Consider the following 13672-nt stretch of genomic DNA (forward strand, 5'->3'; position numbering starts at 1 on the left):
CATGAAAAGAAAACTTTTTTTTGCCGCCTGCCTGTCCTGGTCCATGTTCACCGCAGTGACGGCAGCCTCTTTCAAAGAACCGGTTAAAGATGACTCCACGGTGGCAATCGGATCGCGGGTGGAGCTGTTCATTGACGACTTCTTCATTAAAAAACTCGGTGGAAAAGCAAGTCTGAAAATGCACGAACCTGTACCCAGAGAAATTGCCATTGTCCACGACGCCCCCTGGGAGGGAAGCGGGAGCGGGTACCACAGCGTTTTCAAAGACGGGGATATCTACCGAATGTATTATAAAGCCTGGCAACACGAAGCTTCCGCAGACCGGAGCAATTTTCACCCGCTCTATTGCGCTTACGCGGAAAGCAGGGACGGCATTAACTGGGTAAAGCCCAATCTCGGCCTGCACGAGTTCAAAGGTTCAAAAAACAACAACATCGTTTTTGTTTCCGGCGCTTTCAAAGGCTTTGACCTCGATGCCGGCCACCCGGCTGTATTTAAGGACGAAAACCCGAACGTAAAGCCCGACGCACGGTATAAAGCCATTATCATTTCTGGCAAGACCAAACGGGGCCTCGTGGCCTTTAAATCGCCGGACGGCATCAACTGGACCCTCCTCTCGGAAGAACCCATCATTACCAACGGGGCTTTTGATTCGCAAAACCTGGCTTTCTGGGATCCCGTAAGAAAAGAATACCGGGCTTACTGGCGGTACTTTTCCCAGTCGACTGCCGATAACAAAAACCTCTACAAAGGCATCAGGGAGATCAGAACCGCCACTTCCGGGGATTTTATAAATTGGGAAGGGCAGAAGAACGTCACCTATGCGGATTCACCGGAAGAGCAGCTATACACCAACCAGATCAAAGCCTACCACAGGGCACCGCACATTTTCATAGGTTTCCCCGCGCGCTACATCGAACGCGGCTGGTCCGAATCCATGAGAAGCCTGCCTGAGCTGGCAGAACGGGAAAAACGCGCCGAAAAACACATCCGGTACGGCACTGCGCTGACTGAAACACTCCTCATGTCCAGCCGCGACGGCGTCAAGTTTCACCGCTGGAACGAGGCTTTTCTCAGGCCGGGGATTGAAAGCGACGGCACCTGGACCTATGGCGATCAGTACATGGCCTGGCACCTGGTAGAGACCAAATCAGACCGGCCGGGCGCACCCAATGAGCTTTCGCTGTATTCCACCGAAAATTACTGGAAGGGAAAAGCCAGTAAACTGAGGCGCTATACCCTTCGGCTGGACGGCTTTGTTTCTGTAAATGCCCCCGCTTCCGGCGGCGAAATCCTGACCCGTAACTTCACTTTCAAGGGGAACGAGCTGTTCCTGAACTTTGCCACATCGGCCGCGGGCGCCATCCGGGTTGAAATACTGGATAAAAACGGGAAGCCAATCCCCGGCTATGCCCTGGAAGACTGTTCGGAAATATTCGGCGACACTGTGGCCCGGCCGGTTCATTGGAAGAAATCCGGCACAAATGTCAGCGCCTTGCAGGGAAAAGAGATAAGCCTGAGAATGGTAATTTCAGATGGCGATATTTACTCTTTCCAATTCAGGTAAATTCCATATTTAAAAATCAAATACCTTATGCCAATGCCCCGGAAGTACCGATCCTGGCTGATGCTTTTTGCCGGCCTGATAAGTGCACCCACAGCTTTTAGCCAGACAAAAGCACCTATCGATATCGGATCAAGAATTGAACTTTTTATTGACAATTTCCTGGTTGACAGGTACAGCGGCAGCGCTGCTCAAAAAATACACCACCCGGTTCCCAGGGAGCGCGTGATCCTCCACGACGCCCCATGGGAAGGAAGCGGCTCCGGGTACCATTCCGTTTTTAAGGACGGAAACAAGTACCGGATGTACTACAAGGCCTGGCAGCACGCCGCGAGCACCGATACCAGTAGTTCGCATCCCCTGTATTGCGCCTACGCCGAAAGCACCGACGGCATCACCTGGCATAAGCCCGACCTTGGCTTGCATGCATTCAAAGGATCAAAAAAAAATAATATCGTTCTGATAAGCGGGCCTGAACTCGGGGTAAAAATTGACGCCGGCCACCCGGCAGTTTTTAAAGATGAGAACCCGGCCGTCAGCCCGGAGGAACGCTACAAGGCCATTGTGACCCTGGAGAATCCTGAGTACGGGCTGGTGGTACTAAAGTCACCCGACGGGTTTAAATGGAGCCTGCTGGGCAAAGGCGTCACCATGCGAAAAGGGCACTTCGACTCTCAAAACCTGGCTTTCTGGGACAAGGAGCTAAAAGCCTACCGGGTATATTGGAGGCAGTATTCCAAAAACGGAACAAGAGGCATCCGGACCGCGACGTCCCCGGACCTGTTCACCTGGAGCGAACCCCAGGACCTGGTTTACGAGGATTCGCCGGAAATGCACCTCTACACCAACCAGGTAAAACCGTACCACAGGGCGCCCCATATCCTGATCGGCTTCCCCCTGCGCTACGTGGACAGAGGCTGGTCAGAAACCATGAGAAAATTACCGGAACCTGAAGAAAGGGAAAAACGTGCGGGAAAAACCACCAAGGGCGGAATCGCCGATCTCACCTCACGCTACGGAACCGTACTTACCGAAAGCCTGCTGATGGCCAGCCGCGACGGTGTCCATTTCAAGCGCTGGAATGAAGCTTTTTTGAGACCGGGTATTGAACGAAACGGCAGCTGGACCTACGGCGACAACTGTATGGCCTGGCACGTGGTGGAAACCGGCTCCGGGCTTCCGGGTGCCCCGAATGAGCTGTCGCTTTACGCAGTGGAAAACTACTGGAAAGGCAAAGCAAGCGCTTTGCGCCGCTACACCATGCGGCTCGACGGCTTTGTATCCGTTTCTGCGGACTACAAAGGCGGAGAAATAGTCACCAAACCGCTGAAATTCGCCGGCGATCAGCTCTGGCTCAATTTCTCGTCGTCAGCTGCTGGTGGAATTGCCACGGAAATCCAGGATGAAAACGGCGCCCCCATTCCGGGGTTTGCCTTAATTGACTGCGAACCCCTGTTCGGTGACTCGGTCGATAAAAAGGTCCTTTGGAAAAAAGCCGCCGATCTCTCGAAACTGGCCGGAAAAACAGTCCGGCTGAGGTTCGTCCTGAACGACGCCGATTTATTCGCGCTCCGTTTCGGAAATACGCCCGCCCCGGTCATGACCGCCCCAACCAGGTAGCCTGGCCGCCGGAACACCCGGCCAAAGGTACACTCAACCAGTCGCCCGAGGCGGCTGGTTTTTTTTGTCTTCAAATAATTCTATTAATAAATTAAATCTTAAATAATATTTTTACATTTGTTCTACAATTAAACTCTAAACTTTGCCTGTCAATTATCCCCGAAATGAAAACCCAACCGTAAACAACCCATTAATAATGAAGCACTGGTACATCCCTAAGATCGGATCGATTTTACTGTTAGCCTTTTTCACCATTTCTTCCATTTCAGCGGTTGCGCAGCAGAGACAGGTGAAAGGAACGGTAACTTCATCGTCGGACCGCACTGCTATTCCCGGAGTAACCATTATGGTGAAAGGAGCCCAGACCGGCACACAGACCAACGTGGACGGCCGCTATGAGATTAACGTCGGGTCAGATCAGACGCTTGCCTTCAGTTTTGTCGGGTTCAAGACAAAAGAAGTAAGCGTCGGCAACCAGACCGAGATCAATGTGATCCTGGAAGAAGACGTAACAACATTGAATGAGGTAGTCGCAATCGGCTATGGAACCCAATCCAGGGCGACAATGACGACCTCTATTTCCAAGCTGGATCAGAAGGTACTTGAGAATGTGCCTTTTTCCAACGTTGCTTCGGCGCTCCAGGGATCAGTTTCCGGCGTGAGGGTTCAAACCGTCAGCGGGCAGCCCGGAGCTGCGCCCAGAGTAATTGTACGCGGCGGAACCTCGATCAACAACCCCAACGGTGCGCAGCCCCTTTACGTAGTAGACGGCATCATCCGCCAGGACCTGGAGGGAATCAACCCTTCGGATATCGAATCCATGCAGGTACTCAAAGACGCGGCCGCAACTTCCATTTACGGCGCGCGCGCTTCCAACGGCGTGGTGATTATCGGCCTGAAAAAAGGTGTGCAGGGCAAGACGTCAATCAACTACAGCTATTCCCTCGGGTTTTCCAACCTTAGAAAAAAATACGATGTGGCCTCCGCAAGAGATTACATCTACTACGGGCGGCTGGGTATTGCCGCTACTTCCGAGAAACATCCCGAGCGGCTGCCCTGGTTGAAAGGCGCTTACGGTCAGGGTATAGGGAACGATCTCACCAATCGTACCGGTTTCACTACACAATACCTCACCGACGAAAACAAGCATAAGTTAAACGAGGGCTGGGAAAGCATGCCCGACCCGCTTGATCCCTCAAAAACCATCATATTTTCCAACACTGACTGGCAGGATGTGCTTTTCAGGACCGGCATCACAAATGAGCATTTTCTGAGTTTCAACGGCGGAACTGAAAAAGCATCATTCAACCTCGGTACCGGCTACACAAAAATTGACGGGATTGCCGTTAACACCAACTACAAACGGTTCACTACCAACCTGAATGGCCGCCTCAAGGTGAGGGACAACATTTCGGTCTACGGCGGGCTGACTTTCAGCCGTTTCGGCGACAATGTCGTTTACAACGAATCACAGCTTTTTCAGCGCTCTCTCGCCCTGGCACCCAGCGCCAAGTACACCTACGAAGACGGAACGCTCGCGCCCGGTTTCAACAGGTCGCTCGGAAACCCCGCCTACCACCTCACGCGGATGCGCAATAACAACCAGCAAAATAATATTACCGTTTCCGGGGGCGCGCAATGGGAAATACTCCCCCACCTGACTTTCGAACCCTCGGCTTCCCTGTTCTACTCGGTCGAAGAGAGGAATGAGTTCCAGATGTCATACTTCGACACGCCGGTAACGTTCATTGACTCCAGGAATGCTACCGCATCCTACTACAAATGGGACCAAAAGCAGGCAGATGCCACGCTCACCTATGACAACAGTTTTAACAACAAGCACAATCTGTCGGTTAAAGCGGGGATTTCATATTTTGACCGGACAAGAGCTGACCTTTCCGCAAGCGGGCGCGGAGCGGCTACGGATCTCATCCCGACCCTCAACGCATCGGCCACGCCGGTAAGCGTGTATAGCATCCGTACCGACCAAAGGCTTCTGGGCTTTTTCGGCAGGGTTACCTACGACTACGAACGTAAATATCTTTTTACACTGAATGCACGGTATGACGGAGCCTCCAACCTCGGACAAAACAACCGATGGGGGTTCTTCCCCGGGGTTTCAGCGGGCTGGAACATTCATAATGAAGAATTCTGGCCTTCCAACAAAGCTGTCACCAGCCTGAAATTGCGCGGAAGTTACGGCGTTAACGGGAACATCGGGTCACTGTCGGCGATTGCTAACCCCGGCCTTGCAACCGACTTCCAGGCACAAGGTCAATACAGCGTCGGCGCCCGGTATGCGGGCGGGGCGGCTATCCAGTATACGACTATGGCCAACCAGGACCTGAAATGGGAGCAATCCAAAACCATAGGAATCGGAATTGACGCCGGCCTTCTCGACGACCGGGTCAGGCTTATCGCCGATTACTACGATCGAGTTACTGAAAACCTGATTACGACGCTGCCACTACCGCAGGAGACAGGGTTCACCAGTATCCTTACCAACCTCGGGGGCCTCGGGAACAAAGGATTTGAGGTGGAATTAACGGCCAATATCGTTCGCAATCAAAACTTTCAGTGGGAGGTTGGGCTCAATTCCTCCTACAACGCCAACAAGATCCTCAAGTTGCCTGCGAACAACAATGAAAGAAACCGGGTAGGCGGCTTCTATATCTATGATGAGAAAAAAGGGGATTACGAGTGGAAGGGAGGACTACAGGAAGGAATCGCTCCCGGCCAGCTGTTTGGCTACAAGCAGTTGCGGGTATATGCCACCGACGAAGAAGCCGCGGCAGGCCCGCGCGATGAGCTGGTAGCCGGCGCCGACAAATCCAAAAAAGGCGGCGATGTAGAATGGGCCGACCTGGATAAAAACAATATCATCGACCCCCGGGACCGGATCTATACCGGGAATATTTTCCCGAAATGGACCGGCGGTATGTCAACCACTTTGTCTTTCAGAAACCTGAGCCTTTTCGCCAGGGCTGATTACACCACAGGCCACACGATTTACAATTTTGCCCGTGCTTTCATGAACGGCCAGTTTCACGGCGACGGCAATTTTACTACGGACATTTTGCGCTCATGGCTAAAGCAGGGCGACCAAACCGATGTGCCCCGTTACTTCTGGGCTGACCAGGCCGCACAAGCCAACTATTGGAGAGGCGACCCCCAAAACATCAACAACGGGAACGGACGGAACCTGGATTACGAACGCGGCGACTACCTTGCCCTGCGCGAAATCACTCTGAGCTACGGGCTACCCGCTTCGCTGCTTTCCCACATCCGCTTTACCGGCCTGCGGTTCAACGTTTCGGTCAACAACCTTGCTTATTTTACCAAGTACAGGGGATTGATGCCCGAAGACGGCGGGATGGACAACGGACGGTACCCACTCCCCCGCACCATTATTTTTGGAGTAAAAGCATCGTTTTAACTTCAACATCCGACTATCATGAATCATTATCTAAAAATAACCGCATTGGGACTATGCCTGTTCACGGCATCTTCCTGCGACAGTATAATTGATCTGAAACCCACAAGCGTCATCAGCGCCAACTCTTTCTGGAACTCCGAACAGGACGCCCAGGGAGCGCTGAACGGGATGTATGCGCAGTTCAGAAACTTTACCCAGGCAGAACTGATCCTGCTCGGGGAAGCGCGGAGCGAAGCCATGAGCCATGGTATTCAGAATGCTGACTACCGGATCAAGTACTTCGAAAACACAATGACTGCCACCAATGCAGACCGTACCTGGATTGAATTGTATAAAACCGTCAATCTCGCCAACCTGGTCATCAAGTATGTGCCGGGCATCAGCTTTACCTCCGAACCCACTAAAAACGGTGTTCTTGCGCAGGCCTACGCGATGCGCGCTTTCTGCTACTATGTCATGGCCAGGACCTGGGGTGACGTACCTATTTCAGTCGAACCGGTAGAAGGCTATAATCCCGAGACAACGTTCAAAGCCCGGAATCCCCAGGCAGAGGTATTTACACTGATCAAGTCGGACATTGCGCAGTCACTCTCCCTGTTTGCTAACAATACCTTCCCGGCGGGCAGAAGTTTCTGGTCCAAGCCGGCAGTCAATCTGCTGAAGGCGGACGTTCATCTCTGGACGTCGAGAAGAATGGGCGGGGACAACGGCGACGCGGCGATTGCGCTGGAGGCACTCGAAGACGCCGAAAAGTCCGATGTGTCACTTCTACCGGATTTTTCACAGATTTTCGCATTCACCAATAAAGGGAACAAAGAGGTCATTTTTGCCACCCGGTTTGCAGATCTGGAAGCCACTACCAATTTTTTCGCCGATATGTACATCAACCCCAGCGACTTACCCGCGAGCACCGACGCCGACACCAAGCTGGCGATAGGAACGCCGGGCGGGTTTAACTGGTGGGCCCCATCGGCAACGCTCCGGAACCAGTTCAGCACAGACGATCAGCGGCGCAGCGCCAGCTTTGTCGAGGTATACCGGAACGACAACGGCAACAGGTCTTTTGTTACATCAGTTGTACTGAAAGCGAAGGGTTTCGTTGAAAATGGTACCCGGCGCTTTCTTGATGACATTGTGATCTACCGCTATGCTGATCTCGTTCTGCTGAAAGCCGAGGCCAAAAACCTGCTCGGGCAGGACCCCTCCGCCGAAGTCAACCAGATTCGCCAGCGCGCTTACAAGGACAAGTATGCCGCGCACACCTATGTGGCGGGAAGCAGAGCCGAAAACGACGAAGCGATCCTGCAGGAACGGCTCTTTGAATTTGCTTTTGAAGGAAAGCGCTGGTGGGACCTCGTGAGGTTCAACAAAGCTTTTGAAAAGGTTCCTTCGTTAAAAGGCCGCGAAAAGGATCAGTATTTACTGCTCTGGCCGCTTTCAGTCGGTACCATGAGCCTTAACTCCAAACTTACTCAAACCCCGGGATACTGATCCGGATCAACCCTGGCAGGCATTATTAGCGTTTGTTCACATGACACGAAGGCTTTTCACTACTACTTCCCTGGTCGGTCTGGTCATCCTTTTGTTGAAGGTTTTTCCTTCAACAGGCCTGATGGCGGGAATTGAAAACCGGGAGAAAAGCGTAAAAAATGACGATGAACCAACGCCGGTTTTTGCCCCCCGGGTAACAGGTCCGGCGCCGACCAACGAAGCAACGATTGTAACCCTCAGCAATGGTGGACACCGGATCTTTTATATCAACCGGCCCGGAGAAGCAAACCGCTTGATGTCGGTATGGTCTGCAGACGGAATAAACTGGCGTGAACCCGAAGTCGAGTTGGAATTACCCGGTACCGCCTATTATGCCAACCGGGTGATGGTCGACAACAAAGGTGTCCTGCATTGCATCTTCCACCTATGGGCGGAAGGCGGAAACGGCTACAGGGGCAGGCATCTTGACTTGTGGTACACACGCAAGGAAAACGGAACAGGCACCTGGAAAAAGCCCCGAAAGATCTACAACGGCTACGTAGGTTCCCTGAGGTGCTTTATGCAACTCAGGTCGGGAAGGCTGATAACCAGCTTCGGGAGGGCCGTCCCGTCGCGACTGGCGAAACCGGCGTCTGGTGAACCCGACTACGGGTGGAACGAGGTATTGACACTATGGTCGGACGACAGTGGAGAAACCTGGTCGGAGGCACCCCGCCCGCTGAACATTGAAGTCGACGGCAGCAAAGCTACCAGGTACGGTGCGATAGAGCCGGATGTTATCCAGCTGAAAGACAACAATCTCCGGATGCTGATCCGCACTAACAAAGGCACTCTTTACGAATCCTCCTCGCAGGATTCCGGAGAAAACTGGACAGTCCCAAAACCGTCTGAACTTGTTTCATCCGACTCCCCGGCCGCTTTTCTCAGGCTGAAAGACGGCCGTATTGTCCTGTTCCTCAATATGAACCAAAGGTGGGATAACCCGAACAGCTACGCCTTCGGCGGTAGGGAGGTGCTCCATGCCGCTATTTCCGGCGACGACGGAAAAACCTGGAAGGGTTTCAGGGAAGTGCTTCGCGAAAGTCCTCCAAAAACAGCTGTGGAAAAGGGCGACCGCGGAACCGCGTATCCGTCGGCGACAGAAACGTCCGACGGCCTGGTGATATTGGTATCAGGGCAGGGAGAAAGCAAATCGATCGTACGGTTTGACCCGGACTGGCTTGAAGAAACCAATACCCGGACCGCTACCGGAAATGCAGCAAAAGAGTTGTCGGCAACCACGGAATGGGTTCAGAACTTCCCCATTTCAAAAAAGGGGGAAATTGAGGTGAAGGTAGATCTGAAGAAGAACCCGCCCGGACTGCAGGTCGCCTTAGCCGATCACTTTTCAATCCCGGCAGACGCTATGGCGGCGGATCACGCCGTTTTTACTTTCCGTCTTTCCCCCGGGCAGTCGATGGAAGGAATGCAAATCATGAAAATAAAATGGGATACCGAAGCGCAAACGGCTTCTATTCACCTCAACGATCGGCTGCTTGCAGGACCGTCGCTTTCGAAAACCTCCGGTTCCGGCGTGAACTACCTTAGAATGAAAGTCATTTCAAATGGCGGCAAAAGTGAAAGCGGGATCGGAATAAACGAGTTTTCTTATTATCAAATACCATAAGTTCAAACCAACAAAAGGGGTTAACCGGAAAGCACATGAACACTATAGAAAGTAAATTAACGGGCGTTTGGCCTGCCCTGCTGACACCAGTCGACAAAAACGGATCCCCTGACTATGAACAGCTCCGGAAACTCGTCGAAGTCCTGATTGCGGAGGGCCTTGACGGCTTGTACATACTGGGCTCTACCGGTCAGGGCTTCCTGTTTGACGAAGCGGAGAGAACCCGGATTACGGCGGCCGTTATGGAAGCGGCGGCAGCGAGAGTACCCGTTATCGCCCAGGTCGGTGCGCTGAATACGCATGAATCGGTACGCCTTGCCAAAGAAGCACAAAAGCTCGGGGTATTCGGCATTTCTACCGTAGCGCCCATTTATTATCCCTCGGGTGGCGGCCGTGGAATGGAGCATTACCGTGCCATCGCATCGTCCGTATCCATACCATTTTTCCCCTATCACATCGGCAACAACAGCATTTTCGGCGGAGAAGCACGCCCGTACATTGAAAGCCTGCTTCAATTGCCAAATATTTGCGGAATGAAGCTTACAACTCAAAACCTGTACGAAATCAGCCTGATGCATGTGCTGTCCGAAGGCCGGCTGAAACTGTTCAGCGGGGCTGACGAGCTGCTTTGCCAGGGGGCCATGTGCGGTACTGTCGGTGCGATAGGAAGTTTCTACAACATCTGGGGGGCCGAGTGCCGGAAAGTAAGAGCCGCTTTTTTGGCGGGAGATATTGAGCTGGGCACAAAATTCATGTTTGCCTTCCAGGAAGCTATTCATCACGTTCTGCCCAACGCATGGTCTTTCTTCGACCAGGCTCTGAAATTGAAATACGACATCGAGCTCGGCATTCCTAACCCTCCCCTCGGCTTTTGTCAATCGCCATGGGACGAAAACGAGGTGCTTGCCCTCTTGAAAAAAGTAGAGAATGCGGCGAACGGCATCGATTCCGCACATTGACCCTAAAACCGATTACTTCACCATCCCTTTCCTAAACTTATGATGATGACTGTTCCTGCCCTGCGCCGCTTCTGTTTCGGATTAACTCTCGCCTGTCTTTTTACAGGGATCCGGTCAGAAGCTCAGAAAAGCAAGCATGCCACCACGGTTCCGACTACCCACGGCTACCTGATTCACAACAAAGCGGTGGACATGTCTTACCTCAAAACCGGCCCGTTCGTCAACCTTGACGACGGCGGGATTCTTACAATTGAGAAAAACAAGAGCTGTATCAGCCATGACGGCGGCAAGACCTGGAAGGAATATTCCATCTTCCAGGATTCGGCCCGGTTCGATATCCGGATAGAACGGGTCCTGCTCAAAACCCGGTCGGGCGCTATCATCCTGGCCTTTGCCAATGACGTGGAAAAAGCCAACTGGAACTGGAACAACGACATTGCCGATTCGCCCGAAGCTACCATTCCTACCTATGCAATCAGGAGTCTCGACGGCGGCAAAACCTGGCAGGACCTTCAGAAACTTCACGATGAGTGGACAGGAGCCAACCGCGATATCATAGAAACCAAAGAAGGGAACATTATTTTCACTTCCATGATGTTCAGGCACAACCCGGGTCACCATACCGTCATTACCTATACTTCAAAAAACAACGGACTTAACTGGATCAGGTCAAACGTCATCGACCTCGGCGGGGTCGGGCACCACAGCGGCGTAGTCGAATCCACCCTTGAGCAGCTCAAAGACGGTCGCATCTGGATGCTCATGCGTACCAACTGGGGGGTTTTCTGGGAGACGATCTCCGAGAACCAGGGACTTACCTGGAAAAAATTCAAACCGACCAAAATTGCGGCCAGCTCGGCTCCCGGGCTGCTCACCAGACTCGCCAGCGGCCGTCTCTTCCTTGTCTGGAACAGGCCCTTTCCGGAAGGGAAAGACTCGTTTCCCTTATCAGGAGGCGACGGAATTTCAAGCGAGGTTCCGCACAGCAACCACAGGGGTGAGCTGTCGGTAATGTTTTCGGATGATGACGGCAAATCCTGGTCCGACCCGATTGTTGTGGCACGAGTAACCGATAAAAGCAAAGGTAAAAACCTGGCCTATCCCCGGGTTTTTGAACGAAGCCCCGGAGAAATCTGGATTTCAACCACCTACGCAGCATTCGGCGGGTATCTGAGCTTCAAAATTCTGGAAAAAGATCTTTTGTAAACATTTAATTTTAGCTTGCCACGCCGAACACCGCGTCCGGCCTGTCTTTAACTCAGCATCATGGAGCGTAAACCCGGATTTTTCCTGCAAATACTTCTGGTAGCCGCGCTGCTTTTTCCGGGCAGCTTCGCTTTCGCCGGCAGCGGTCTCCGGGCCACGGAAAAACACGCAGACTCTCTCCGTATCAGGATCGTTGCTTTCGGCAATTCCATTACCGCAACCAGGGCGACCGTCCGGCAGGTATTTGCCCAGCGAATACCCGCGTTGCTGAGCGTTCACGGTGTAGCCGCCGAGGTGATCAACGCAGGCATACCCGGCAGCCATACAGGCTCTGTAAAAGACCACAACCTGTTTAAAATCAGGCATGCAAGAGACCGGTTTGAGACTGATGTCATGGAACGTCATCCCGACCTGGTCACCATCGGCTTCGGCACCAACGATGCACATATTGACAGCAAAGTGGAGGGCGGCCCTTCGCGCATACCACTGGATCAATTCAGGGAGAACCTGGCTTTTATGATTGCAGCGCTAAAAAACAACGGTGTTAAAATCATTCTCATTACACCAAATGTGCTTGGCGAAAAGTATGGTAAGATCCAGAATGACCGCTTGGAATTGTATGTCAAAACCATGCGCCGCCTTGCGCGTAAAAACCGACTTGGGCTGGTCGACAATTTCAAGGTGTTCTCCAAGGCCAAAAAACAGGGTGAAGAAAAGCTGGACGAGCTGCTCCTCGACGGGGTTCACCCCAACGACAACGGCCACGAAATCATTGCCGAAAACCTTACCAGGGAAATCCTGAAAATCTATCACGTTAAGTAATCCCAAACCCATGACTACCCGACGAAATTTTCTTCAGTCCGGCCTTGCGCTAGCCTCCACCCTCACTGTTGCCGCCTGTACCACTGGTAACCGGGAAGGGGCTGAGAAAAAACCGGCTGCTCCTGAAAAATCCGGCGAAGCCGCGGAGTGCCTCGACTATGGCCGCTCCTTCATTTGCAACTCCGGCAAATCTTCCCACTCGAACTCGGTGAGAATGTGGATCGAAAGCCGTACGATTGTGCGCAACGGCAAAGCCGGTACCGAAGAAGTCTATTTCCAGGGAGCGTCCTGCAAAAGCGAAGATACTTTTGCCCCGAAAAACCTGTTTTACCAGGACAATTACGATTTTCTTCCTGTTTTCGGGAAAGAAAAAGTGCTCATTTTCCGCCGGCATTTCGATGAACGTGCCGGCTACCGAAAGGTGCAGCTAATGTCCGATACCTGGGGCGCCGATCCGATCATCCGTCTTCCCCACCCCTCGTCCATTACCCTGCTTGACACTTTTGAAAAAATAAAAGAAGCCACACTGGAAGGCATCCCCATCGTTACCCAAACTGAAATTACCAACGAGGTCACGGGCCTCTCGGCAATGATTGAATGTCCATGTAAAACCATGAACATCAATTCCGAAACCAAAATGTACCAGACCGACACCGGCCCTGTCATGCTTCCTGACCTCACGAAGATATACGACGAACCGATGGACGCCCTGCGGCCCGCCTTTATTGCCTTCAATGCGCCGGACTTTGCCGATTTCGTGATCGAAGCCCCGGTTCCGGTAACCGAAAATGGCAGGACCGTTAAAATGGTGATGCATTATTCCGAGCTGGCAACCTTCCGGGCCGTTAACCGGGTTTATGCAGTAGAATAGGTACACAACAAAACGGTCAGAACTTACTCCCTACCAC

General features: G+C 52.6%; 9 protein-coding genes. All 9 read left to right on the forward strand.

Annotation, left to right across the window (positions count from 1 at the left end):
- Position 1: 1 nt before the first annotated feature.
- The 9 genes from ABD852_RS18240 to ABD852_RS18280 all read left to right on the forward strand — a co-directional run bounded on the left by ABD852_RS18240 (position 2) and on the right by ABD852_RS18280 (position 13635).
- On the forward strand, positions 2-1567 hold the full coding sequence (locus ABD852_RS18240; protein WP_345031521.1) for a hypothetical protein: 1566 nt from the start codon (positions 2-4) through the stop codon (positions 1565-1567).
- Positions 1568-1600: 33 nt separating this feature from the next.
- Positions 1601-3184 carry a glycoside hydrolase family 32 protein gene (locus tag ABD852_RS18245; RefSeq protein WP_345031523.1) on the forward strand — a complete coding sequence of 528 codons (1584 nt, stop codon included), beginning with the start codon at positions 1601-1603 and terminating at the stop codon, positions 3182-3184.
- Positions 3185-3380: 196 nt separating this feature from the next.
- The gene (locus ABD852_RS18250) at positions 3381-6620 is read left to right on the forward strand and encodes a SusC/RagA family TonB-linked outer membrane protein (protein ID WP_345031526.1); all 3240 of its coding nucleotides are present in this window, start codon (positions 3381-3383) and stop codon (positions 6618-6620) included.
- Positions 6621-6638: 18 nt separating this feature from the next.
- Positions 6639-8111 (forward strand): RagB/SusD family nutrient uptake outer membrane protein, encoded by a 1473-nt coding sequence (locus tag ABD852_RS18255; protein WP_345031527.1) that lies wholly within the window; start codon positions 6639-6641, stop codon positions 8109-8111.
- A 40-nt stretch (positions 8112-8151) separates the two neighbouring features.
- Positions 8152-9777, forward strand: coding sequence for an exo-alpha-sialidase (locus tag ABD852_RS18260; RefSeq protein WP_345031528.1), 1626 nt, complete (start codon positions 8152-8154; stop codon positions 9775-9777).
- 35 nt (positions 9778-9812) lie between these two features.
- The gene (locus ABD852_RS18265; protein ID WP_345031529.1) at positions 9813-10736 is read left to right on the forward strand and encodes a dihydrodipicolinate synthase family protein; all 924 of its coding nucleotides are present in this window, start codon (positions 9813-9815) and stop codon (positions 10734-10736) included.
- Positions 10737-10775: 39 nt separating this feature from the next.
- Positions 10776-11942, forward strand: coding sequence for a sialidase family protein (locus ABD852_RS18270; protein WP_345031530.1), 1167 nt, complete (start codon positions 10776-10778; stop codon positions 11940-11942).
- A 60-nt stretch (positions 11943-12002) separates the two neighbouring features.
- The gene (locus ABD852_RS18275) at positions 12003-12764 is read left to right on the forward strand and encodes an SGNH/GDSL hydrolase family protein (protein ID WP_345031531.1); all 762 of its coding nucleotides are present in this window, start codon (positions 12003-12005) and stop codon (positions 12762-12764) included.
- A 10-nt stretch (positions 12765-12774) separates the two neighbouring features.
- On the forward strand, positions 12775-13635 hold the full coding sequence (locus ABD852_RS18280) for a hypothetical protein (protein ID WP_345031532.1): 861 nt from the start codon (positions 12775-12777) through the stop codon (positions 13633-13635).
- The last annotated feature ends 37 nt before the right edge of the window (positions 13636-13672 follow it).

The sequence above is a fragment of the Ravibacter arvi genome (assembly GCF_039540405.1).
Lineage (GTDB): Bacteria > Bacteroidota > Bacteroidia > Cytophagales > Spirosomataceae > Ravibacter > Ravibacter arvi.